This window comes from Aeromonas sobria, assembly GCF_050266975.1.
Lineage (GTDB): Bacteria > Pseudomonadota > Gammaproteobacteria > Enterobacterales > Aeromonadaceae > Aeromonas > Aeromonas sobria_B.
In genome coordinates, this window is record NZ_JBKISU010000021.1 from 1 (window position 1) to 23,011 (window position 23,011).

Annotated in this window: 17 protein-coding genes and 1 pseudogene; 16 read left to right on the top strand and 2 right to left on the bottom strand. The window is 63.3% G+C overall.

Annotated elements, in window-relative coordinates:
• The 7 genes from ACLHZ1_RS12965 to ACLHZ1_RS12995 form a co-directional block, all read left to right on the top strand.
• The coding region (locus tag ACLHZ1_RS12965; protein ID WP_427262420.1) for a hypothetical protein at positions 1-280 on the top strand (280 nt) is incomplete at its 5' end.
• Positions 281-323: 43 nt separating this feature from the next.
• Positions 324-1,010, top strand: coding sequence for a pirin family protein (locus ACLHZ1_RS12970; protein WP_427262421.1), 687 nt, complete (start codon positions 324-326; stop codon positions 1,008-1,010).
• Between the two features lie 63 nt (positions 1,011-1,073).
• Positions 1,074-1,490 carry a DoxX family protein gene (locus ACLHZ1_RS12975; RefSeq protein ID WP_427262422.1) on the top strand — a complete coding sequence of 139 codons (417 nt, stop codon included), beginning with the start codon at positions 1,074-1,076 and terminating at the stop codon, positions 1,488-1,490.
• A 229-nt stretch (positions 1,491-1,719) separates the two neighbouring features.
• The gene (gene recC / locus ACLHZ1_RS12980) at positions 1,720-5,289 is read left to right on the top strand and encodes an exodeoxyribonuclease V subunit gamma (protein WP_427262423.1); all 3,570 of its coding nucleotides are present in this window, start codon (positions 1,720-1,722) and stop codon (positions 5,287-5,289) included.
• Positions 5,289-8,897 (top strand): exodeoxyribonuclease V subunit beta, encoded by a 3,609-nt coding sequence (recB, locus tag ACLHZ1_RS12985; RefSeq protein ID WP_427262424.1) that lies wholly within the window; start codon positions 5,289-5,291, stop codon positions 8,895-8,897. The genes recC and recB overlap by 1 nt, the downstream gene beginning before the upstream one ends.
• Positions 8,894-10,948 carry an exodeoxyribonuclease V subunit alpha gene (gene recD, locus ACLHZ1_RS12990; protein ID WP_427262425.1) on the top strand — a complete coding sequence of 685 codons (2,055 nt, stop codon included), beginning with the start codon at positions 8,894-8,896 and terminating at the stop codon, positions 10,946-10,948. Before recB ends, recD begins: the two co-directional genes overlap by 4 nt.
• Before the next feature lie 52 nt (positions 10,949-11,000).
• The gene (locus tag ACLHZ1_RS12995; protein WP_427262426.1) at positions 11,001-11,999 is read left to right on the top strand and encodes a 5'-nucleotidase; all 999 of its coding nucleotides are present in this window, start codon (positions 11,001-11,003) and stop codon (positions 11,997-11,999) included.
• Between the two features lie 105 nt (positions 12,000-12,104).
• Here the strand turns inward: ACLHZ1_RS12995 and ACLHZ1_RS13000 are convergent.
• Positions 12,105-12,182: pseudogene (locus ACLHZ1_RS13000) on the bottom strand (VOC family protein); the annotation flags it as partial.
• 188 nt (positions 12,183-12,370) lie between these two features.
• Between ACLHZ1_RS13000 and ACLHZ1_RS13005 the strand changes: the two are divergent.
• The 3 genes from ACLHZ1_RS13005 to ACLHZ1_RS13015 all read left to right on the top strand — a co-directional run bounded on the left by ACLHZ1_RS13005 (position 12,371) and on the right by ACLHZ1_RS13015 (position 16,946).
• The gene (locus ACLHZ1_RS13005; protein ID WP_408793415.1) at positions 12,371-13,084 is read left to right on the top strand and encodes an SIMPL domain-containing protein; all 714 of its coding nucleotides are present in this window, start codon (positions 12,371-12,373) and stop codon (positions 13,082-13,084) included.
• A gap of 208 nt (positions 13,085-13,292) precedes the next feature.
• On the top strand, positions 13,293-14,303 hold the full coding sequence (locus ACLHZ1_RS13010) for a sensor domain-containing diguanylate cyclase (protein WP_427262427.1): 1,011 nt from the start codon (positions 13,293-13,295) through the stop codon (positions 14,301-14,303).
• Positions 14,304-15,002: 699 nt separating this feature from the next.
• Positions 15,003-16,946, top strand: coding sequence for an EAL domain-containing protein (locus tag ACLHZ1_RS13015; RefSeq protein WP_427262428.1), 1,944 nt, complete (start codon positions 15,003-15,005; stop codon positions 16,944-16,946).
• Here ACLHZ1_RS13015 and ACLHZ1_RS13020 read toward each other — a convergent pair.
• Positions 16,924-17,826, bottom strand: coding sequence for a 1-aminocyclopropane-1-carboxylate deaminase/D-cysteine desulfhydrase (locus ACLHZ1_RS13020; protein ID WP_427262429.1), 903 nt, complete (start codon positions 17,824-17,826; stop codon positions 16,924-16,926). The genes ACLHZ1_RS13015 and ACLHZ1_RS13020 overlap by 23 nt on opposite strands.
• A 69-nt stretch (positions 17,827-17,895) precedes the next feature.
• On the opposite strand from ACLHZ1_RS13020, the gene ACLHZ1_RS13025 reads away from it, so the two are divergent.
• The 6 genes from ACLHZ1_RS13025 (at position 17,896) to ACLHZ1_RS13050 (ending at position 22,985) form a co-directional block, all read left to right on the top strand.
• Positions 17,896-18,759 carry an MSHA biogenesis protein MshI gene (locus ACLHZ1_RS13025; protein WP_427262430.1) on the top strand — a complete coding sequence of 288 codons (864 nt, stop codon included), beginning with the start codon at positions 17,896-17,898 and terminating at the stop codon, positions 18,757-18,759.
• A gap of 11 nt (positions 18,760-18,770) precedes the next feature.
• Positions 18,771-19,364 carry a PilN domain-containing protein gene (locus ACLHZ1_RS13030; RefSeq protein ID WP_427262477.1) on the top strand — a complete coding sequence of 198 codons (594 nt, stop codon included), beginning with the start codon at positions 18,771-18,773 and terminating at the stop codon, positions 19,362-19,364.
• The gene (locus ACLHZ1_RS13035; RefSeq protein WP_427262478.1) at positions 19,364-20,005 is read left to right on the top strand and encodes an MSHA biogenesis protein MshJ; all 642 of its coding nucleotides are present in this window, start codon (positions 19,364-19,366) and stop codon (positions 20,003-20,005) included. Before ACLHZ1_RS13030 ends, ACLHZ1_RS13035 begins: the two co-directional genes overlap by 1 nt.
• Positions 20,006-20,012: 7 nt before the next feature.
• Entirely contained in the window at positions 20,013-20,309 is a 297-nt protein-coding gene (locus tag ACLHZ1_RS13040; protein ID WP_427262479.1) for a SctD/MshK family protein, read from the top strand.
• Between the two features lie 70 nt (positions 20,310-20,379).
• Complete coding sequence (mshL, locus tag ACLHZ1_RS13045) at positions 20,380-22,044, top strand: pilus (MSHA type) biogenesis protein MshL (RefSeq protein WP_427262431.1); 1,665 nt, start codon at positions 20,380-20,382, stop codon at positions 22,042-22,044.
• 50 nt (positions 22,045-22,094) lie between these two features.
• Positions 22,095-22,985, top strand: a complete 891-nt coding sequence (locus ACLHZ1_RS13050) for an ExeA family protein (RefSeq protein ID WP_427262432.1) — start codon at positions 22,095-22,097, stop codon at positions 22,983-22,985.
• The last annotated feature ends 26 nt before the right edge of the window (positions 22,986-23,011 follow it).

Below are 23,011 nucleotides of genomic sequence, written 5' to 3' on the forward strand. Positions count from 1 at the left end.
CGCCGGGGTTGCCCAGGCTTCCGTACCCGCCGACTTCAATGCCGCCCCAGGTGTGCTGTTCGTGAACTGGCAGGCCAGCGCCGCCATCGATGGCAAGGCCAACCCCATGCTGGAGGTGCGCGATGAGTTCGGCGATCTGCTGGCTTCCGTCCACGCCAACCTGGTGGGCACCCAGCATGTGCAACTGCCAAGCCGGACCCAGGGCACGCTGACCGTCAGCCTGGGCAGTGAATCCAGCGAGTACCGCATCCCCTTCGGTTTGGGTACGGGTCGCCAATAGTCCCCTCATTTTGTCGAGCAAGTTGTAGCGTAAGGAGCACACCATGATGCAATTGAGAGCCGCCGCGGATCGAGGTCATGCCAACTTTGGTTGGCTCGATACCCACCACAGTTTTTCCTTCGGTCACTACTACGACCCGAAGTGGATGGGGCACTCGGCCCTGCGGGTCATCAATGACGACCTGGTGGCGCCGGGTGGCGGATTTGCCACCCACCCTCACGCCAACATGGAGATCCTCACCTGCGTGCTGAACGGCACCATAGAGCACAGGGACAGCCTCGGCCATGCCGAGCAGATCCCGGCAGGGGATTTTCAGCTGATGAGCGCAGGGTCCGGCATTCGCCACAGCGAATACAACCCGTCCCAGGACGAGCCCCTGCGACTGTTGCAGATCTGGATCGAGCCGAACGAGTTCGGCACGCCCCCCGGTTATCAGCAAAAACAGATAGTGAACCAGCCTGGCATGACGCTGGTTGCATCCCCCACCGGGGAGGCGGGATCCTTCAGCATCCGTCAGCAGGCTCGCGTATGGCGACTGCAACTGGCCGCGGGTGAAAGCCTCGAATGGGCATTGCAGGGGCGCCATGGTTACCTGCACATGATTTCCGGGGAGCTGACCGCCAACGGTCTGGCCGCCCGACCCGGCGACGGGGTACTTAGTCGCGATGAACAGAGCTGGACAATGAGTGCCGCCATGGCGAGCGAAGCCCTGCTGTTCGATCTGCCCTGAAATTAAAATCTCTGTTGAAATGAAACAGTTAGTCATTTAGTCGTACACTGTTAACTTCCGTATATGGGTATTAAAAGGAACCTTGAGATGGACAAGATGAAAGATGTGGCACTGCTGGTTGGTCGTATTCTGCTGGCGCTGATGTTTGTGGCGGCGGGCTGGGGCAAGATCGGTGGTTACGCCGGTACCCAGGGTTATATGGAAGCCATGGGCGTGCCAGGTGCCCTGTTGCCCCTGGTGATCCTGCTGGAGCTGGGTGGCGGTCTCGCCATCGTGCTGGGCCTGTTTACCCGCAGCCTCTCGGTGCTGCTGGCCGGTTTCACCCTGATGGCCGCCTTCCTGTTCCACTATCAGCCTGCCGAACAGATGCAGATGCTGATGTTCATGAAGAACCTCTCGGTGGCTGGTGGTTTCCTGGCCCTGGCGGCGGCCGGACCTGGTGCCTTCAGCCTGGATGCCCGCCTCGGCAAGTGCTGGTAATCCCCTGATAGTTCAAGTTTTCCAAGCCTTTGGCCGGTGCAGCAGCACCGGCTTTTTTGTGCCCGCCAGGGGGTCAATGCCGGTACTGTGACGAGACCCCCCTGGCGGCGGCAAGCGCCTTTTGCATCTTCCCCCCCGATCCCCGACAATCCCATTTCGTGTGAAGTGACGGAAATGGCTCGCCTTTTCCGGCGCGCACCCCTCTTCATGAAATTGGCGGGAGTCGTCCATGTTTACCCTCTACCACTCCAATCAGCTGGATCTGCTCAAGGAGCTGCTGGTGAGCCGCATCCGGCAGGCGCCCCTCTCTCACCCCTTCGAGCACGAGCAGATCCTGGTGCAGAGTCCCGGCATGGCCCAGTGGCTCAAGCTGGAGCTGGCCAAGGCCTTCGGCATCGCCGCCAATATTGATTTTCCCCTGCCCGCCAGCTTCATCTGGGAGATGTTCACCCGGGTGCTGGCGGACGTGCCACGCATAAGCCCCTACAACAAGGGCGCCATGAGCTGGCAGCTGATGACCACTCTGCCCGCCCTGCTGGAGCGCCCCGCCTTCGCGCCGCTGGCCGCCTATCTGGGCGGGGGAGATGAAGAGGATCCAGCCCAGGATCCGGAGCAAGTCAGGCTGTGGCAGCTCTGCCAGAAGGTGGCGGACTTGTTCGACCAGTATCTGGTCTACCGGCCGGACTGGATAGCCCGCTGGGAACAGGGGGAGGGGCTGGTGGGCACAGGCAGCCAGGAGCTGGCCGGGGTGAGCGGTCAGGATTGGCAGCCCGAGCTGTGGCGCGAGCTGGTGGCCCGCACCCTGGCCCTCGCGCCCAGCGGCTACCACAGAGCCAACCTCTACGAGGAGTTTATCCACGAGCTGGCGCGCACCCGTGAATTGCCGGGCAAGCTGCCCCAGCGGGTCTTCGTGTTCGGCATCTCGGCGCTGCCACCGCGCTATGTGGAGGCCCTGCTGGCGCTGGGCAGCCGACCCGAGGTGGAGGTGCATCTGTTTGTCACCAACCCCTGCCGCTACTACTGGGGAGATCTGCTCGATCGCAAAACCCTGGCCCGGCTGGAGAGCAAGCTCAAGCCCGGCACCGACATCGAGACCCTGCAAGGGCCCGCCAACCCGCTGCTCGCCTCCATGGGCAAGCTGGGGCGCGACTACCTGCATCAGCTGATGGAGCTGGAGGTGCCGCAGATCGAGGCCTTCGTCGACATCGACGAGCGCGATGAGCAGGGCAATGTCAGCCTGCTGCGCGCCATCCAGAAGGATGTGCTGGAGCTGGCAGAGCGGGGGGGCGGTCAGTTCAGTCTCGATGCCAGCCACCACAAGAGCCCCATCAGCCCGGCGGATGGATCCCTGCAGATCCACGCCTGCCACAGCCCCATGCGGGAACTAGAGGTGCTGCACGATCGCCTGCTGGCGCTGTTCGAGGCGGATCCCTCCCTCACCCCGAAAGACGTGGTGGTGATGATGCCGGATGTGAACAGCTACGGCCCTTACATTCAGGCGGTCTTTGGTAAAGAGAAGAGTGGGGCCCGCGGCCAGATCCCCTTCGCGGTCTCGGATCGGGCGGCGAGCCAGGAGAGCCCGCTGCTGCAAAGCTTCCTCGCCCTGCTGAAATTGCCCAATGCCCGCCTCGGGGCCGGCGAGCTGCTGGCCATCCTCGAGGTGCCCGCCGTGCTGCGCCGCTTCGAGCTGGATGACGACGAGTTCAACCAGCTGCGGGTCTGGGTGCAGGAGACCGGCATCCGCTGGGGGCTGGACGACGGCTACCCCGTCCGTTTCGATCTGCCGCCCCTGTCCGGCAACAGCTGGCTGTTCGGCCTGCGCCGCATGCTGCTGGGCTTTGCCATGGGGGATGGGGAGCCGGTGGCGGGCATGTCGTTCTGCGCCGATCCTGGTGCAGGGCAGCAGGGCGCTGTGGCCAGCATATTGCCCTATGCCGAGATCGAGGGGCAGCAGGGACCCTTGGCCAGCCTCTTGCCCTACCCAGATAGCATGGGGGGGCAGCAGGGATCCTTGGCCAGCATCTTGCCCTACCCAGATAGCATGGGGGGGCAGCAGGGATCCTTGGCCAGCATCTTGCCCTACCCAGAGATCGAGGGTCAGCAGGGGCTGGCGCTTGGCAAGCTCGCCTGGTTTATCGATTCGCTCGCCGAATTTCTGCCCCGCTTGCAACAGGCGCAGCCGCTGCCCGAGTGGCACGCCTGCCTCAATGAACTGCTGGAGCGTTTCTATCTGGGAGACGAGGAGGAAGAGCGTCAGCTGCAGCTTATTCGCAGCCAGCTCACCGACTGGCAAACCCAGCTCGGCGAAGCCCGCTTCGATCAGCCCATCACCGCCGATTTGTTGCAGGATTACCTCGGCAGCGTGCTGGGGGAATCTCGCTCCAGCCAGCGTTTCCTCGCCGGTCAGGTCAACTTCTGCACCCTGATGCCGATGCGCTCCATCCCCTTCAGGCAGGTCTGCCTGCTCGGCATGAACGACGGCGTCTACCCGCGCACGCTCGCCCCCATGGGCTTCGATCTGATGGCGGTGGCGTCTCGGCGCGGGGACAGATCCCGGCGCGATGATGACCGCTACCTCTTCCTCGAGGCGCTGCTCAGTGCCCAGCAGGGGCTCTACATCAGCTATCAGGGCTTCAGCGCCCAGGACAACAGCGACAAGGTGCCCTCGGTGCTGCTGGCGGAGCTCATCGACTATGTGCGCCAGGGCTTCGTGCTGGCGGGGGATGAGGCGATCGATGACGAAACTTCCGGCAAGCGGCTGCTTCAGCACCTGGTGGTCGAGCACCCGCTCACCCCCTACAGCCGCCACTACTTCTACCCGGAAGCAGAGTCCCGCCTCTTTACCTATGGCGCCGACTGGCTGCCCGCCCTCCATCCGGTGCGTGGTGCCGCGAACTTCCAGAGTGGCGAGCTGCCGTTGCCGCCCGAATGGGGGAGAGAGCAGGGGCTGGAGCTGGCGGAGCTGCTGCGTTTCTATCGCCAGCCCGCCAAGTATTTCCTCAACCGCCGTCTCAAGGTGTGGTTCGAGCGCAGCGAAGCCAACATCGAGGACAGCGAGCCGTTCGAGCTGGATGGCTTGCAGCACTACCAGCTCAAGGCCCTGCTGCTGGACGCCCATCTGGCCGAGGGGGACAGTGAAATACGGCGCGAGCGGTTGCAGCTCAGCGGCCTGCTGCCGCAAGGGTGGTTCGGCAGCCTGCTGCTGGAGGATCTCGACGCCGAGATGGGCAAGCTGGCGGAGCGACTGAGACCCTGGGTCAGTGAAAGGCAGGCGGTGGAGATCGATATCTCCCTCACTCAGGGCCAGCTGCAAGGGTGGATAGACACCCAGAAGGGGCGCTTGCTGGTGGTCAAACCCGGCAGCTTCAACGGCAAGGATCTGCTGCTGGGTTGGGTTCAGCACCTCTGCCTCAGTCTGAGCAGCGCCCCCGGCGACACCCTGCTGTTCGATGCCAAGCAGAGTCTGCGGTTAGCCAAGCTGCCTGCCGACGAGGCGCGCCCCAGGCTGGCGGCCCTGGTGGCGCTCTGGGCCCAGGGGATGAAGCGGCCGTTGCCGTTTTTCCCGAGCACCGCCTGGGATTGGCTCAAGGCGATGGAGAAGGATCCCGACAAGCCGGAGGCGGCCGACAAGGCGGCCCTCACCCGCTTCAACGGCGGCTACATGGTGACGGGGGAGGGGCAAGACCCTTATGTTGCCCGCTGCTTCCCCGAACTGGATGACGCCGTGCTGGGCCAGTTGCAGGCCCTGGCCCGTGAACACCTGACGCCGCTATTCAACACCCTGGAGGAGCTGAAATAATGGCCAACCCGCTCAATACCCTGCGTTTTCCCCTCCATGGCGAGCGACTGATCGAAGCCTCCGCCGGTACCGGCAAGACCTACACCATCGCCGGTCTCTACCTGCGCCTGCTGCTGGGTCACGGCCCGCTCATTGAGGAGGGGGCCGATGCCGGTCAGCCGAGCGCCCACGAGCGGCCGCTGTCGGTGACCGAGATCCTGGTGGTGACCTTTACCGAGGCGGCCACCGCCGAGCTGCGCGGAAGGATCCGCGCCCGCATCCACGAGGCGCGCCTCGCCTTTATGCGCGGTGAAAGCAAGGATGACTTGCTGGCCCAGTTGCTGATTGAGGTGGAGGATCACGAACTGGCGGCCCGCCGCCTGCTGGCCGCCGAGCGGCAGATGGACGAGGCGGCGGTCTTCACCATCCACGGCTTCTGCCAGCGGATGCTCAAGCAAAACGCCTTCGAGTCGGGTGCCCTGTTTGAAACCGAATTTCTCACCGACGACAGCCAGCTCAGGTTGCAGGCGGTGAGCGACTACTGGCGCGCCGAGTTCTATCCGGTGGACAAGCCCCTGGCCAGCGCCGTGCGCGCGCTCTGGCCCAGCCCCGCCGCCCTGCTGCGGGAGATGAACGGCTGGCTCGACAATAGCGAGCTGGAGATCCACCCCGCCCTGGGGGATGAGACCCTCGCCGCCCGCCATCAGGCGGCCATGGCCCGCATCGGGGCGGTGAAAGATGCCTGGCTGGCGCAGATGGACGAGATCCGCCGCCAGACAGAGGGGCAAATCAAGCTCTATACCGGTAAAAATTATGAAGGCTGGCTCGCCAAGATAGGCGGCTGGGCACAGGATCCGACCAGCGGTTATACCCTGCCCAAGGATCTCGAACGTTTCGGCCAGACAATGCTGGAGGCCAAGCTGAGCAAGGGCAAGGCGGTGCCCACCCTGCCGCTGTTTGGCCAGATAGACCAGCTGCTGGAAAGTCGTCCCGGTATTCGGGATCTCATCTTGCAACGGGCGGCCAAGGTGGTGCGCAGCCGGATGCAGGCGAGCAAGCGCCAGGCCCATCAGCTCTCCTTCGATGACCTGCTCAAGGATCTCGACGGGGCGCTTGGCTCAAGCCTGGGGGAGCGGCTGTGCGAGCGCATTCGCGCCACCTATAGAGTCGCGATGATCGATGAATTCCAGGATACCGACCCCCAGCAGTACCGCATCTTCCATCGCCTCTATGGTTCACAAGAGAGTGGCGGCCACACAGACACGGCGCTCTTGATGATCGGTGACCCCAAGCAGGCCATCTACGGCTTTCGCGGCGCCGACATCTTTACCTACATTCAGGCGCGGCGAAATGTGAGCGCCCACTACACCCTGGGGCGCAACTGGCGCTCCAGCAGTGCCCTGGTGGGAGCGGTCAACGGCCTGTTCGAGCGGGCGAAAGATCCCTTTATCTACGAATCTGACATCCCCTTTCTGCCGGTGGAGGCGCAGGGCAAGAGCAAGGCGCTGCTGCTGGAGGGCACCACCGCCCCCGTGCTGCACTGCTGGCAGCTGAGCGGCCAGCCCACCTTCAATCGGGGGGATTACCAGAGCAAGATGGCCCGCGCCACCGCCGCCGAGATCCACCGCCTGCTGACCCTGGCCCGGGAGGGCAAGGCGCAGATCGGCAGCGAGCCGGTCAAGGCCGGGGATATCGCCGTGCTGGTGCGCACCGGCGCCGAGGGCAAGCTGGTGCAGCAGGAGCTGGCGCGCCTCGCCATCGCCTCCGTTTATCTGTCGAACCGCGAGAGCGTGCTGGAGCAGGTGGAGGCGCGGGAGATACTGCTGATTTTGCACGCCTGCCAGAACCCGAGTGAGGAGCGAAGCCTGCGGGCGGCGCTGGCGACCGGCCTGTTCGATCTGGATGCCAAAGCGCTCGACGCGCTGGCCTCGGACGAGCGGGCCTGGGAGAGCGCGGTGCAGGAGTTTATGGAGTACCGCCAGATCTGGCATCGCCGCGGCGTGCTGGCCATGCTGCGGGCCCTGCTGCACAGGCGCAATCTCGCCTCCTCCCTGCTGGCGAGCCCCTACGGCGAGCGGCGGCTGACCAACTTCCTTCATCTCGGCGAGCTGCTGCAACAGGCGAGCGGCGAGCTGGACGGGGAATATGCCCTGCTGCGCTGGCTGGGGGAGGCGGTGAGTCGCCCGGGCGGCCAGGATGCCGAGCAGGTACTGCGGCTCGAATCCGAGCGCAAATTGGTGCAGATAGTCACCATCCACAAGTCCAAGGGGCTGGAGTACCCATTGGTGTTCCTGCCCTTTATCTGCAGCCACAGAACCGCCGAGACTCCGCTCTATCACGAGGCGGGCGAGGCGGGCAATCGCACCATTCTCGATCTCACCGGTGCCGAGGATTCCCTGGCGGAAGCTGACAAGGAGCGCCTGGCCGAAGACTTGCGACTGCTCTACGTGGCGTTGACCCGGGGCGTCTACGCCACCTGGCTGGGGTTGGCGCCGGTGCGCTCGGGCAATGGCAAGTCGGAGAAGACAGACCTGCACCACACCGCCATCGGCTACCTGCTGCAAAAGGGGGAAGAGGGGGATGCCACTACCCTTGCGACCGCCCTGACCGAGCTTGCCCAGGCGCTGCCCGGGGTAGTGGTCGGTGAGCCCTCGCTCACCCGTCCGGCCCCGCTGCCGACAGAGGAGGAGCAGCTGGGGGAGCCGCAGGTGCGCCACTTTACCGGTCGGCTGGAGCGGGACTGGTGGATCAGCTCCTACTCCGGGCTGGCGGCCCAGGGGAACGGCCACGGCAAGGGAGTCTTGGCGAACCCCGGCTTCGATGACGAAGTGGTGACCGAATCCGCCAGTGTCGAGGTGGAGGAGGCGCCAGCCCCCTCCATCTTCACCTTCCCGAAAGGGGCCCGCCCCGGCACCCTGCTCCACAGCCTGTTCGAGACCATCGATTTTCAGAGCGCCGCGGGCGAGCCGCTGGCGCAGCATATCGCCGCCCTGCTGGCCCAGGATGGCTTCGACGAGAGCTGGGCCCCTGTGTTGCAACAGCAGGTCGAAGCTGTGCTGGATACCCCGCTGGATACAGACTTTGGTGATCCGGTGCGGCTGCGGGACTTGAGCGCGGATCGCAAACAGGTAGAGCTGGAGTTCTTCCTGCCCATGGGGCGGGTGACGGCACCGGCGCTGACCGCCCTCTGCCAGCGGCACGACCCCCTGTCGCGGAGCAACAAGCCCCTGGGTTTTGCCACCGTGCAGGGGATGCTCAAGGGCTTTATCGATCTGGTGTTCGAGTGGCAGGGGCGCTGGTATCTGCTCGACTACAAATCCAACCACCTCGGCATGAGCCCCGCCGATTACAGCCGTCCGGCGCTGGAGCGGGCCATGGCGGAGCACAGATACGATCTGCAATACCAGCTCTATTCCCTGGCGCTGCACCGGCTGCTCAGCCTGCGCCTGCCGGTGTATGACTTCGAGCAGCACTTTGGCGGCGTGTTTTATCTCTTCCTGCGTGGCATGCCCCAGGGTGGGGTGTTTCATACCCGGCCGAGCCGCGAGCTGGTGCTGGGGCTGGATCGGCTGTTTAGCGAGGGGGCGAGCGCCACCGCAGAGGTTTCGGATAACGGGGTAGAAGCATGAAGAGCGCAATGATGATCGAACGGCTGAAAGCCCTGGCCCTGGCTGGCCGCATCCGCCAGCTGGATCTGCAATTTGCCAGGCTGGTGGCGGATTTGGGCGGCGGCCCCGAGCTGGTGCTGGGGGCCGCGCTCGCCTGCTTCGAGCTGGGACGTGGTCATGTCTGCCTGCCGCTGGCGATGCTCGCCCATGGCGGTAACGACAAGGGATCCCTGCGCCCCTTCGGGCTGGATCCGGATCAGAGCCGGGATCTGCTGGCCGATCTGGCGGATCCGGCGAGCTGGCCCGCCCTCTTTGCGGAGAGCCCCCTGGTGGGCACCGAGCAGGATGACGGGCTCGCCCCCCGCTGGCCGCTGCGGCTGTGGCGCGATCGCCTCTACCTCACCCGCTACCACGACTTCGAGCTGGGGGTGGCCCGCCACCTGCGTGCGTTAAGTGAGCGAGCCGAATGGCCGGAGATCGCCCCGGCCCTGTCGCGCCTCTTTGCCCGCGACTACGGCCTGGTGTTCGCGGCCCTGCTCAAAGCCCGCCTCGCACCGGATTTCTCCGCCCGCCACTTCGTCGAGAAGTATCTGGACCTGGTGTTCCCGCACGACGTGGACTGGCCCGCCATAGAGGCGCTGCTGGCCAGCGCCCAGGCGGCGAGCGATCTTGGCAAGCTCGATACCCTGGTGCCCGAGGCGCTCTGCTGCAACGGCCAGAAGCTGGCGGCGGCCACGGCGGCGGCGCGCCCCTTCGCGGTCATCTCCGGCGGCCCCGGCACCGGCAAGACCACCACTGTGGCCAAGCTCCTGGCCATTCTGGTGGAGACAGGCCTGCAAGCAGGCAAGGCCCCGGCGATCCGGCTGGTGGCCCCCACCGGCAAGGCGGCGGCGCGCCTCACCGAGAGCATTGGCTCTGCTTTGCAGGCGCTGGATTTGCCCCCGGAGTGGGCCCAGGCCATCCCCACAGAGGCGGGCACCCTGCACCGGCTGCTCGGGGTGATCCCGGGGCGCAGCCAGTTCCGCCACCACGCGGGCAACCCGCTGCACCTCGACTTGCTGGTGGTGGACGAGGCCTCCATGGTCGACCTGCCCATGATGGCGCGCCTGCTGGATGCCCTGCCCGCCCACGCCCGCCTGATCCTGCTCGGCGACAAGGATCAGCTCGCCTCGGTGGAGGCGGGGGCCGTGCTCGGGGATATCTGCAGCTTTACCTCGCAGGGGATCAGCCCGGCGCAGGCGGACTGGCTCTCCCGCCAGACCGGCTACCGCCTGCAGGGCACTGTTGCGGGGGCCAGCGTGCGCGACAGCCTCTGTCTGCTCTCCAAGAGCTGGCGCTTCGATCAGCATTCCGGCATAGGTCAGCTGGCGCGGGCCTGCAACGGCGGCGATGCCGCCGCGGTGGAAGCTGTTTGGAGTGTGGGATTTGCCGACATCAGCCTGCATCCCTGGGCGGGAGAGGCCTACGACGAGCTGATCGCCCAGGGGGTGGCCGGTTACGGCAGCTATCTGAAGGCGGCCCGCGCGGGGGAAGATCCCGCCGCCGTGTTCAAGGCGTTCAACGGCTTTCAGATCCTCTGCGCCCTGCGCGGCGGCCCCTTTGGGGTCGAGGGGCTCAACGAGCGGCTCGAACTGGCCCTCGCCAAGGCGGGGCTGATCCAGCGTGACGGCGACTGGTATGGGGGTCGCCCGGTGATGGTGGTGCGCAACGACCACGGGGTTGGCCTCTACAACGGCGATATGGGGCTCTGCCTGCCCGATGAAAGCGGCCGCCTCAAGGTCTGGTTCGAGCAGCCGGACGGCAGTCTGCGGGCGCTGCTGCCAAGCCGATTGCCACCCCATGAGACGGTCTACGCCATGACCATCCACAAATCCCAGGGCTCGGAGTTTGCCCATACCGTGCTGGTGCTGCCGGACAGCCCCAGCCCGCTGCTGACCCGCGAGCTGGTCTATACCGGCATCACCCGCGCCAAGGCGCGCCTCGATCTCTACGGCGATCGCGCCCTGCTGGCACAGGCCGTGCGGAAAAAGACCGAGCGGTATTCGGGGTTGGCGCAGAGGTTGGGGAACTAACAGCAATGAATGATGAACTGTAATTTTTATCTGACTGAAACAGGGACATGTTATGGCATTAGATCTGAGTAAAACACTGGTGGTTGGGATATCTGCTACCGCATTATTTGATATGAGTGAGTCAGACCAGATATTTAGAAATATGTTTGATACTGATCGTGATGTAGCGATTGACCGTTACCGTGACTATATGTTGGCACATGAGGATCTGCCATTATCTCCGGGCACAGGGCTTCCTCTAGTTAAAGCATTACTTGCTCTGAACTCTCACCTTGAAGCTGGGGAGAAGTCTCCTTTAGTTGAAGTTGTAGTTATGTCTAGGAATAGCCCTGAGACTGGCCTCAGAGTATTAAATACGATCAGGCATATGAAGTTGGATATAACGCGTTCAGCATTTACTGCGGGAGAGTCTGTAGTTGACTACTTAGATGCATTTGATGTCGATTTATTTCTGACAACAAATATTAATGATGCTCAACAAGTTATTGATTCACGGCAGTGTGCTGCGGCTGTTGTAAAGTTGCCTCCGAAAGAAGCTGCACAGATACCTGATGGACAAGTAAGAATTGCATTTGATGGCGATGCTGTATTATTTTCTGACGAGAGTGAATTGGTATATAAAACGGAAGGGATGGCCGCCTTTCATGCAAGAGAAGATGCTTTACAAGATATCCCTATGTCAGATGGGCCTTATGCTAACTTACTGAGAAAACTCGCAGTGTTACGTAATCGCCTCCCGATGAAGATTGAATATTCTCCGCTACGGGTTGCTATCGTTACTGCCCGTAATAGCCCCTCTGAAATGCGAGTCATTAAGACTTTGAGAAGCTGGGGGATTTATGTTGATGAAGCTTTTTTCCTAGGCGGAGTAGGAAAGGCGAAAGTGTTGAAAGCATTCAAGCCACATATTTTCTTTGATGATCAAGATGTCCATCTTGAGGCCGCGTCGAGTATTGTTCCATCAGGAAAAGTTCCATATATGAGTAGTTCACCACTAGTTGCTCAACCTGTAGCCACTGATTGCTCTTTAGGTTCAATTAGCGAGGCATAACTTGATGTTCCTGAATTAACCATCTCATACCTAACAAGAATATCCCTGATTATGTATAAACCCTCTCCCTTTGGGAGAGGGCAGGGTGAGGGGATCATTCAGGAGTTAGATGGTCAGCTCCAGCCGGTTGCCTTCGGGATCCAGAAAGGTGCTCTCGTAATAGCCGCCGCCGGTCCAGCAGGGCTGGGCCGATTCCCTTCAAGCCCTCCCGTCTTTCTGCCGCCGCAATATGTCGCGTATGGCGCCACTTTTCCTTGTCTTTCTCCAAAGGAGGGGGCTCCCGTGCTGGCGGGGGGCCCGGGTTCTGGTACAACTTCTGGTACAACCAAGAAACGGCTGGTCACAAGACACCAACTGACGGGGAGTTTGTTATGGAACAGAGCGTGAAATCGTCCCTCGCCCTCGGCAGCCTGCTGCTGGTCGGGCTGCTGGGCATGGCCTGGATCGGCGGCAACAGCCTGCTCAAGGCCAAGGAGTATGAGCGGCGGGTGTCGGTGAAGGGGTTGTCTGAAAAGGAGGTGCAGGCCGATGTCGTGGTCTGGCCCATCCGTTTTTCCGGCGCCAGCAACGAGCTGCCCGGCCTCTATGGCGAGATGGGCAGGAGCGCGGCCGCCATTCTGGCCTATCTCAAGCTCAACGGCGTGGCGGAGGAGGAGATACTGATAGCGCCGCCCGCCGTCACCGACAAGCTGGCCCAGCCCTATGGCGGCGCCGAGACGGGCACCTTCCGCTACACGGCGGCCCAGACCATCACGGTGCGCTCCGGCCAGGTGGACAGGGTGCGCCAGCTGATGAATGGCATCGCCGAGCTGGGCCAGCAGGGGATCGCCTTCGCCGGTCAGGATTATCAGCAGACCGAGTTCATCTTCACCAAACTCAACGAGCTCAAGCCGCTGATGGTGGAGGAGGCGACCCGCTCGGCGCGGGAGGTGGCCGACAAGTTTGCCAAGGATTCCGCCAGTCGGCTCGGCAAGATCCGCACCGCGAACCAGGGCCAGTTCACGGTGGAGAATCGCGACTCCAGCACCCCCTATATCAAGAAGGTGCGGGTGGTCTCCACGGTGGAATACTATCTCTCCGACTGACCTCTGCCACGGGGCCTGACCGGGCCCCCGCCTCGCCCCTCGAGTGGCCCCCAGATCCTCTGGATCCCCCGCGAGACTTGAGATTCAAGCGCGTCACAACCTGATGCCGGCTGCGCAATATGCGAGTTGGCTCCCCTCTTTTTATGGCGTCAGCCCCTACACTTGATACCAGCAAATCGCCCCCATGAGTGTGAGCAAGGATGGCATCATGAATGAGGAGAGCTATCGACAGAGGGAGCCGCTGCTGCCCGACCTCTGCGACGAGGTGGTGCAAACCATCATAGAGCTGGTCAGCGACGGTATTTGGGATTGGCACGTCGATTCGGGTTACGTCTATCGCAACGTCGGTTGGTATCGCATGTTGGGGTATGAGCCCCACAGTCTGGACAACGACGTGCTCACCTGGGAGTCCCTCATCCACCCGGAAGATCTGGGCCGGGTCATGACCCACTTCGACGATTACCTGGCCGGCCGCAGCCCCCATTACCGCATCGAGTATCGTTGCCGCACCAGCGGCGCCGACTATCTGTGGATCGAGGACAGTGGCCATATCGTGGCTCGCCATCGTGATGGCAGCGTGGCTCGCATGATAGGGGCCCATCGCAACATCCATGACAAGCGGCTCTATTTCGAAACCCTGGAGTCCACCAACAAGTCCCTCTCCCTGCTGGTGGAGGAGTGCACCCAGGAGCTGCGCCATGCCAACGAGGCGCTGCTGCATCAGGTGGAGGAGAATCGCCGCCTGGCGGAGACGGATGCCCTGACCCAGGTCGCCAATCGCTATCGGTTGGAGCAGACCCTGCGCCACGAGTGCGAGCGGGCAAAGCGTTTCAACCAGCCTCTGAGCATAGTGACCCTCGACATAGATGAGTTCAAACAGATCAACGACTTGTATGGTCATGGCGCCGGGGATCTGACCCTGATCGCCCTGGCGAACCAGGTCAAGGGGCAGCTGAGAGAGATAGACACCCTGGCCCGCTGGGGTGGCGACGAGTTCATCCTGATCCTGCCCGGCACCAACCTGGCGGAGGCGCGCCGGGTGGCGGAGAAGATCCGGGGCCACATCGCCGAGGTGGGGCTCGGCTCGCCCCTGCCCATCACCCTGAGCCTGGGGCTGGCGGAGTATCTGGCGGGGGAGGCTTCCCATCAGCTGCTCAACCGGGGCGATGGCGCCCTCTATCGCGCCAAGGGGCTCGGCAAGAACCTCATCTGCGAGTGAGCGCCAGGGATCGCCAGGCCCCGCTGGCGCGCATCGCCTCTGCCGCCACGGCCGTCTTGGTCATGGGGGTCGAATGGGTTAGGCTCCTCTCCTTCGCCTTGAGCGGGTGCTGGGTCAGGACACCGTTCAGCGGCTGGCCGAGCAGCAGAAGCAGGAGCGCGCAGAACAGCCCGAGGGAAATCCATCACGGCGTCTGTCTTGATAGGAGGAGGCCTTCCGTCGGGAATCGATGTGACTCGATTGAGATTTAACCATCATAAAGATTAGCTGTATCAATTTGAACGCCCCTGATTGTGTTTTAGACACAATGCAATAACCTTTTGATAAACAGTAATTTTTGTTGAGGGTTAGTGCGAGATTCAATCGCTGACCTGTCAGAAATGACAATTGTCCAGCTTATCTGAACTCGGTAAAGTAGCCGTGCGGTTTGACTCACCGTGTGTTCAATACTCCTGTATCTGTATGTTTTGTCAGTAGCACAGAGTGTTAGTTTTGATATGAGTGTTTCGGTCCCCTCTGCGGGACCATTTTTCTTTGTGTCTTCCCCCCCATCCGGTCATCCCCAATCGCCTTGGTATTCCCACCGCGATTGATTATGCTCGCGCCCTTAATCTCAGCAGTGGGATCCTTGTCCATAGGCGGCCATGGGTCCGGCTGTTACCATGAGTCAACACGGACGTTGGTGCATACGGAAGGCCCATGAAACTCACCACACAACTCGTCTCCTTCATCACCTTGTGCGTGATCGCGGCCATGGCCATGGTGCTGCTGGGGGGGGTATTCAGTTTTCGCCAGCTCGGCTTCGAGTTGCAGCAGAACAAGGTCAGCTCCCTGGTGGAGGTGCTCGACAAGCAGCTGGAGGTGGCCGATGACCAGAGGGATCTCACCCGCTGGCTGCCGACCCTGCTGCGCTCGGCCCGCGTGGTCGAGCTGGAGGTGCATCAGGGCAAGCAGCGCATCTACTGGTTTCGCGACGTCCAGTATCAGGAGGACGAGAGCCTGTTGATCCCCTATCAGCGCCAGCTCTCCCGCCAGCCCGGCCTGGTGGCCGAGTTCAAGCTCGAACGCCCCTTCAAGGAGTTCGAGTATTCGATCCAGGCCATGTCCGGCATCTCCCTTGGCATCCTCATCGTGGTGTTCGGGCTCTGGTACTCCATTCGCTGGCTGCGGTTGCAGCTGCGGGGCGCCGAGCTGCTGGCCCTGCGCGGCCAGCTCATTCTGGATGGCAAGCTGGCCAAGCTCGCCCACGATCCGGCCGAGGAGTGGCCCGTCTCCGCCAGCAGCGCCCTCGACAAGCTGATTGCCGAACTGGCCGATGCCCGCAAGGAGCGCAGCCGCTTCGACAACTTCATCCGCAGCAATGCCTTTGTCGACAAGGACATAGGCATAGGCAACCGCCTCTTCTTCGACAACAGGCTGGAGAGCGCCATCATGGAGGCGAACGTGATGAGCGGTGGCGTGCTGCTCATCGAGCTGGCCTGCCTGGAGGAGTTCGACGCCGAGGAGGATGCCCGCCAGGTGCAGGAGCTGCTGCAGGAGGCGAGCGCTTCCATCGGCACCTTCGTGCGCAAGCACAACGGCGCCCTGCAGGCCCGCTACGGCGGTCAGGCCTTTGCCGTGCTGCTGCCCAACATGGCCGAGAGCGAGATGGTGGACGGGGCCGGTCAGCTGCTCAAGAGCCTGCAACGGCTCCATTGGCCCCAGGGGGTCAACCCGGAGACGGCCGTGTTCATCGGCGCCGTCTGCTATCAGGCCAACGACAGCCTGCTCAAGGTGCAGGAGGAGGCCGAACTGGCCCTCAAGAGCGCCCGTTTGCAGGGCCACAGCGGCTGGTTCCTCTACGAGAAACGCCTCAGCCTGGAGCCGAGCAGCAAGGGCACGGTGCGCTGGCGCAGCCTGCTCAGCCGCCGGCTGGAGGAGCGGGGCATCGACTTCTACCGCCAGGGGGTGCAGCAGGATCAGGGGGCGCCCGTCATCCAGCAGGACATAGTGACCCGGATCCTGGACGAGCAGGGGCGGCCCCTGCAGGCGGGGGTCTACATTCCCATGGCCGAGAAGACGGGGCTGCTGCTGCCCCTGGATCGGCTGGTGACGGAGCAGACCCTGCTGCTGCTGCGGGGGAGCGACGAGACGAGTCCCCCCATCACCCTCAACCTGTGCGCCCAGAGCCTGCTCAATCGCGAGTTCCAGCGCTGGCTCTTCTTCGCCCTGTTCCAGTTGCCGCGCAGGACCAACGAGCGCCTGGTGCTGCAGCTCTCCGAGGCCCAGGTCACCCGCCACTACGAGGCCCTCAAGCGGCCGCTGCGCTCGCTGCGCATGCTGGGCTGCCAGTTGGCCATCGACCACGCGGGTCAGGACGTGGTCAGCACCCAGTACATCAAGGAGTTCGAGATCAACTTCCTGCGGCTGCACCCCAGCCTGGTGCGGGAGATCCAGAGCCGCCAGGTCAACCAGATGGCGGTGCGCAGCCTGGTGGGGGGCTGCGCCAATACCCAGGCCAGGGTGATCGCCGTGGGGGTGGAGAGCCAGGAGGAGTGGAAGATGCTGCGCCACCTGGGGGTCTATGGCGGTCAGGGGCCCTGGTTCAGCGAGCCCGAGCCCATGGCCCGCCCTGAGGCGCTCAGATCCGCCCCTGCTCCCTGAGCCCGGCCAACCCCTGCAGGCCGCCGGTGTGGAGGAAGACGATGCGGCTACCCCTGGGGATGCGCCCGGCAGCCAGTTCGCGAAACAGGCCCCACATCGCCTTGCCGCTGTAGATGGGTTCCAGCGGCAGGCCGGTTTCGGCGCTGAACTGTTGCACCCAGTGCCAGAGCGCCGGGCTGAACTTGGCGTAGCCGCCATCATGGTGGTCGAGGGCGATGCGCCAGTGAGGATCAAGGGCGGCGGCCGGATAGAGGCGGCACACCTCATCACGGATGAAACCGGCTCCCTTGAGCACGGCGATGGCGAGGATCCGCTGGCCCTCCCGCCTGCCCGAGATGAGCCCCGCCAGGGTGCCGCCGCTGGCGCAGGGCAGTACCCAGAGGTCCGGCGAGAAGGGCATCTCGTCCACCAGTTCGGCGACCCCGGGCAGAGCCAGGGGGGCACTGCCCCCCTCGGGAATGATCAGGGTATCCGGTGCCTGGAACTGGGCCAGCCAGTGGGGATCTTGGCGGCGACGGTAGCTCTGTCGATCCACAAAAATGAGATCCATACCCCATTTTTGGGTATTTTTCAGTGTTGAATTACTGACGGCGGAGGGTTCACTGCGTATAATGCCCGCCGTACGCAGACCGGTTTGAAACCCGGCTGCTGCCAGGGCATGAATATGATTTGAGTAGGCCCCTCCAAATGAGAGGAGGCGTGTCTTGCCCTGCTTCTTGGCATCCAGCAACTGGTATTTGAGCTTGCGCCACTTGTTGCCCGATATCTGCGGGTGGATCAAGTCGTCGCGTTTGCACCAGAGGCTGACCCCGAATTTTATTAGCAAAGGATGGCTGATGGCGTGCAGAGGTGAGGAGACCCTGCCTTGTGCGTTCGTCATTTATCTAGAGGCTAACCCGCTGTTCATGTTAAAACTAATTTCCTTTCTTGCGGTCAGGTATCGATGGCTATGACGTCCTTTTTTTCCGCAAAGCCCAAGGGGCGTCTGGTCGGTCTGTTGCTGTCTCAGGACAGCGTCATGCTGGCCGCGCTCATGGATCCCCCCATTTTCGCCAGTCGCCGCATCAATAGCCAGCAGGAGTGGCCGAGCGCCATTGCCGAGCTGTTCGCGCGCCATGGCCTCGCCAAGTCCCGGGTGCGGGTTGCCCTGGCCGCCAATCTCTGCCAGCAGGTACAGATAGACAAACCTGCCGTGCCCGAGGCCGAGATGGCCGGGGCCTTGCCCTGGGCGGTCAAAGATTACGTCAGCGAGCCGGTAATGCAACTGGCAATGGATTATGTGGACCTGCCGACCCCCCCTGCCGGTCAGGCGCGCATCAATGTGGTCTGCGTGCCCAAGAGCCGGATCAAGCTGGTGGCGGAGGCCATCAATGCCGTGGCGAGGCTGGAGGCGATCCAGAACGACGAGCTGGCGCTGATCCCCCTCCAGGAGGCTGACAGCCGGGTGCGCATGCTGCTGTGGCAAGCCAAGGGGCAGGATCTGCAACTGCTGGTGTTCCACCGGGGCGGACTCTGCTTCTCTCGCCAGCTGCGCGGTTTCGCTGCCCTGACCGGCGAGCATGAGCCAGATCCCCAGCAGCTCGACAGCCTGATGCTGGAGATCCAGCGCTCCCTCGATTACCTGAGCGGCCAGCTCAAGCTGCCGGAGATCGGGGCTCTGCAACTGGCCATCGCCTCCCCCTTCATCGGCACCCTGGTGCGTCACATGGAACAGACCTTCTCCCTGCCCGTTTCCGCCATGGCCAACAAGGCGGTGCTGGCCGGGGTCGAATATCTCCCTGCTTATGGCGCCGCCCTGGGAGGTCAGCAATGAGTCAGGCCGTGATGAAACGCACCCTCAACCTCTACGGCGCCGAATTCCACCCGCGCCGCCAGTGGGCCAGCCTGCCCCAGATGCTGCTGGTCTGGGGTCTGCTCGCCCTGTTGCTGGTCGGGCTTGGGGGCTGGACGCTCTGGCAACAGCAGGGGGTCAGCCGTGAGCTGGCCCAGGTGCGGCTGGCCCTGGATGTGCAGCGCGGCGAGGCCAAGCGCCTCGATGCCGCCCTGGCCCGTCATCAGGCCGACGAGGCGCTGCAACGCCAACTGGCGGAAAAGCGTGACGAATTGAACGCCAAGCGGGCACTGATGCGTCAGCTCGGCAGCCTCTCTTTGCAAAAATCCCAGGGTTATGCCGGGCTCATGTCGGATCTGGCTCGTCTGGCCAGCGACAGGCTCGCCCTGGAGCGTATCGAGATCAACGAGGGCCACATCAACCTGGCCGGGGTGGCGCGCAGCAGTCAGGACGTGCCGGCCTGGGTCAACCGGTTCAAGCAGATGCCGACCCTGGCGGGAAAAGAGTTTGGTGAGCTGACCCTGAGCCGTGATCCGGCGGGACGGCTGCAATTTCAATTGAGCGGTATCGCGCGGGAGACCCCTTGATGAGAGCCCATTGGCAACAATATGGTGATCGGGTCGCCGCCCTGAGTCCGCGCGAGCGGGTGCTGATCCTGCTGACCGGCCTCGCCCTGGTGTTCGCCGTCCTCTATTACGGCTGGCTGGAAGGGGCCCAGGCCCGCTTGCTGCAAGACAGACAGGCCCTGGTCACCGCCCAGCGGGATCTGGAGATCATGGGGCTCGAGAACCAGGGCAAGCAGGCCAGGCTCAACCGGGATCCCAACCTGGGGGTACGTAATCAGCTCGTCGACGTCGATCGGCAGCTGACCCGCCTCGATGGGGATCTCAAGGCCCAGATGGTGGATCTGATCCCGGCCGACGAGATGGCTGCCGTGCTGGAGACCCTGCTGGCGGGCTCTTCCCGTCTGCACATGGTGGCCCTGACCAGCATAGCGCCCACCCCCTTGATGGCGGGGGAGCAGAGTAATAACTTGTTCAAGCACGGCATCCGCCTTCAGCTGGAGGGGAGCTATTTCGATGTGTACCAGTATCTCAAGGCGCTGGAGGCCTTGCCGCGTCACTTCTACTGGCGGCTGTTCGATTACCGGGTGCAGGCTCACCCCGGCGCACAGGTGGAGATGGAGATATACACCTTGAGTACGAGCAGGGAGTTTATCCGTGGTTAAGTTATTGATGTTTATCTTTTTATTGTCGCCGCTCGCCCAGGCTGAGGTGTTGCGGGATCCGACCCTGCCCCTGGAAGGGGTGGCGGGCAGCGCCAAGGCTCCCCAGGAACGGGGCCTGCCCAAGTTGCAGAGCATCATGCTGGGCAATGGCCCGGCGCGGGCCGTGCTGAACGGACAGAGCTACCGGATAGGCGAGCGGGTCAACGGCTACCAGCTGGTCGGCATAGACGCCGATGCCGTGCTGCTCGACAAGGGCGGCAAGCGCCTGCGGTTACCACTGTTTGCCGGCGGCATAGTGCAGTGACGCGCGCCATCACCATGTCGGCGCCGTGCGCCACCTCGCATCGAATCATATTCCAGGGCACCATCATTTCATGAAAACACATCGACTCTGTTTACTCTCCCTCGCCTTGTTGGCTGCAGGTTGTACCAGCTATCGCCACCCTGAGCCTACCTCGGCCAAGGACGCGCTGCTCGATGCGCGCCTCGAACAGCAGCGCAACGCTCAGGCCCAGGCGCTGGCGGTGCCAAGCTCGGTGCAAAACGAGCTGCTGGCGCTCAATCGCCCGCTCGCGCCCAGCGCCATGCCGGAGAAGCGGCTGCGCATCGCCGCCCATGACGTGGAGGCAGTCGACTTCTTCGGCTCCCTGTTCAAGGGATCCCGCTACAGCGTGGCGGTCCATCCCGGGGTGGCCGGCCTCATCTCCCTGGAGCTCAAGGATATGACCCTGCCCGAGGTGCTGTCGGTGGCGGCCGAGATGTACGGCTTCGACGTGCAGCGCAAGGGGCCTGTCTATCACATCTACCCGGCCGGGCTGCGCACCGAGACCATTCCGGTCAATTACCTGATGATGGCGCGCCGTGGCCAGTCCCGTACCGCCATCAGCACCGGGGGGGTAACCGCCAATGACCCCAACAGCAACAACAATTTCAGCAACAACAGCCAGAACGGCTCGAGCAACAACGGCAGCTCATCCTCCATCAACAGCCAGAACGGCACCCAGATAGAGACGGACACCGACACCGACTACTGGACCGATCTCAAGGAGTCCCTGCAGACCCTGATCGGCAAGGGGGAAGGTCGCGCCGTGATCACCAGTCCCCAGGCGGGCCTGGTCACCCTGCGCGCCTATCCCAAGGAGCTCAAGGCGGTACGGGAATTCCTCAACCAATCCGAATCGCACCTCAAGCGCCAGGTGGTGCTGGAGGCCCGCATCCTGGAGGTCTCCCTGAATGAAGGCTACGAGCAGGGGGTGGACTGGAATGGTCTCTCCGCGACCTGGGATGGCGGCGGCAAGGGGGTCACCGGCATCGGCAGCCTGGTCAGCAACACGGTCGCCGCCAGCACCAACACCATCTTCAAGGCTCTGGGCGGCGGCGCCGGTTTCACCATGTCCGACGGCAACTTTGACGTGGCGGTCAACCTGCTCAAGACCCAGGGGGACGTGAATACCCTGTCGAGCCCCAGGGTGACGGCCACCAACAACCAGAAGGCGGTGATCAAGGTCGGCACGGACGAATACTTCGTCACCGATGCCTCCACCACCATCACCAGCAGCAGCAACCAGGATCAGGTCTACCCGAATGTGGAGCTGACCCCCTTCTTCTCGGGCATCGCCCTGGACGTGACGCCGCAGATCGACGAGCAGGACAGGGTCTTGCTGCACATACACCCCTCGGTCATCGATACAGAGGAGCAGCAGAAGACCATCAGCGTCGGCACCGCCAATCCGCTGGTGCTGCCCCTGGCCAAGAGCTCGATCCGCGAGTCCGATACCGTGGTGCAGGCCGATGACGGCGACATCATCGTCATCGGCGGCCTGATGGAAACCAAGCAGCAGGAGATAGTGAGCAAGGTACCCCTGCTCGGCGACATCCCCTGGGTCGGCGAGGCCTTCACCAACCGCAGCGAGAGTACCCGCAAGGTGGAGCTGGTGATCCTGCTCAAGCCGACCGTGGTGAACAAGGATACCTGGCAAAAAGAGCTGCAACGCTCCTCCGAGTTGCTGGATAAATGGTACCCGTCCCAGGATCGGTGAGGCGTGATGCCGAGCGTTCAGCCGCCGTCACGACCCAGAGGGGAGGCACCATGTACCTGAACCATTTCGGTTTGCGGGAGCCTCCCTTCGCCCTCACCCCGAACACCGGCTTCTACTATGGCCTGCCGCCCCACGAGGAGGCGCTCCAGGTGCTGCATTGGGCGCTGGCCCAGGGGGAGGGCTTCATCAAGGTGACCGGCGAGGTGGGCACGGGCAAGACCCTGCTCTGCCGCAAGCTGCTCGCCGAGCTCGGCTCCGAACAGCAGCCGGTGCGACTCGCCTGGCTGCCCAACCCCCATCTCACTCCGGCGGAGCTGCGCATCGCCCTGGCCCTGGAGCTGGGTCTGGCGGTGGCGCAGGGCAGCGAGCTGGACATCACGGACCGGATCCATCGCCACCTCATCGGTCTGCACCAGCAGGGCTTTCGAGTGGTGGTGCTGATCGACGAGGCCCAGGCCCTGCCGGATGAGACCCTGGAGGCGATCCGGTTGTTTGGCAACCTGGAGACGGAGGCAAGCAAGCTGCTGCAGGTGGTGCTGTTCGGCCAGCCGGAACTGGATGTGCGCCTAGGAAAGTCTCATCTGCGGCAGCTGCGCCAGCGCATCGGTTTCTCCTATGCCCTGCGTCCCCTGCGGCTGGACGAGGCGCGGGCCTATCTGGAGCACAGGCTGCACGTCTCCGGCTATCGCGGTGCCCCCCTCTTGTCGAGGGCGGCCCAGCGCCTGCTGTGGCGCGCCTCCCGCGGCATTCCTCGCCTCCTCAACGTGCTGGCTCAGAAGAGTCTCATGGTGGGCTACGGCGAGGGGGGACGGCGGATCCTGCCCGCCCAGGTGTGGCTCGCCATCCGGGATACCGAGGATGTCAGCCGTCCCTGGCGAGGGCGCTGGTGGCCACTGCTCCTGATGCTGGCCGCGGCCCTGCTCTATGGGCTCTGGCCATGAACAGGATGCGCGATACCCTCTTTTTC

Coding starts and splice junctions, on each gene's coding strand:
- recD (WP_427262425.1), top strand. CDS start 8,894: ATGAAGAGCGCAATGATGATCGAACGGCTGAAAGCCCTGGCCCTGGCT.
- ACLHZ1_RS13025 (WP_427262430.1), top strand. CDS start 17,896: ATGACGTCCTTTTTTTCCGCAAAGCCCAAGGGGCGTCTGGTCGGTCTG.
- recB (WP_427262424.1), top strand. CDS start 5,289: ATGGCCAACCCGCTCAATACCCTGCGTTTTCCCCTCCATGGCGAGCGA.
- ACLHZ1_RS13005 (WP_408793415.1), top strand. CDS start 12,371: ATGGAACAGAGCGTGAAATCGTCCCTCGCCCTCGGCAGCCTGCTGCTG.
- ACLHZ1_RS12995 (WP_427262426.1), top strand. CDS start 11,001: ATGGCATTAGATCTGAGTAAAACACTGGTGGTTGGGATATCTGCTACC.
- recC (WP_427262423.1), top strand. CDS start 1,720: ATGTTTACCCTCTACCACTCCAATCAGCTGGATCTGCTCAAGGAGCTG.
- ACLHZ1_RS13050 (WP_427262432.1), top strand. CDS start 22,095: ATGTACCTGAACCATTTCGGTTTGCGGGAGCCTCCCTTCGCCCTCACC.
- ACLHZ1_RS13040 (WP_427262479.1), top strand. CDS start 20,013: ATGTTTATCTTTTTATTGTCGCCGCTCGCCCAGGCTGAGGTGTTGCGG.
- ACLHZ1_RS13020 (WP_427262429.1), bottom strand. CDS start 17,826: ATGACGAACGCACAAGGCAGGGTCTCCTCACCTCTGCACGCCATCAGC.
- ACLHZ1_RS13035 (WP_427262478.1), top strand. CDS start 19,364: ATGAGAGCCCATTGGCAACAATATGGTGATCGGGTCGCCGCCCTGAGT.
- ACLHZ1_RS13015 (WP_427262428.1), top strand. CDS start 15,003: ATGAAACTCACCACACAACTCGTCTCCTTCATCACCTTGTGCGTGATC.
- ACLHZ1_RS12970 (WP_427262421.1), top strand. CDS start 324: ATGATGCAATTGAGAGCCGCCGCGGATCGAGGTCATGCCAACTTTGGT.
- ACLHZ1_RS12975 (WP_427262422.1), top strand. CDS start 1,074: ATGGGTATTAAAAGGAACCTTGAGATGGACAAGATGAAAGATGTGGCA.
- mshL (WP_427262431.1), top strand. CDS start 20,380: ATGAAAACACATCGACTCTGTTTACTCTCCCTCGCCTTGTTGGCTGCA.
- ACLHZ1_RS13010 (WP_427262427.1), top strand. CDS start 13,293: ATGAATGAGGAGAGCTATCGACAGAGGGAGCCGCTGCTGCCCGACCTC.
- ACLHZ1_RS13030 (WP_427262477.1), top strand. CDS start 18,771: ATGAAACGCACCCTCAACCTCTACGGCGCCGAATTCCACCCGCGCCGC.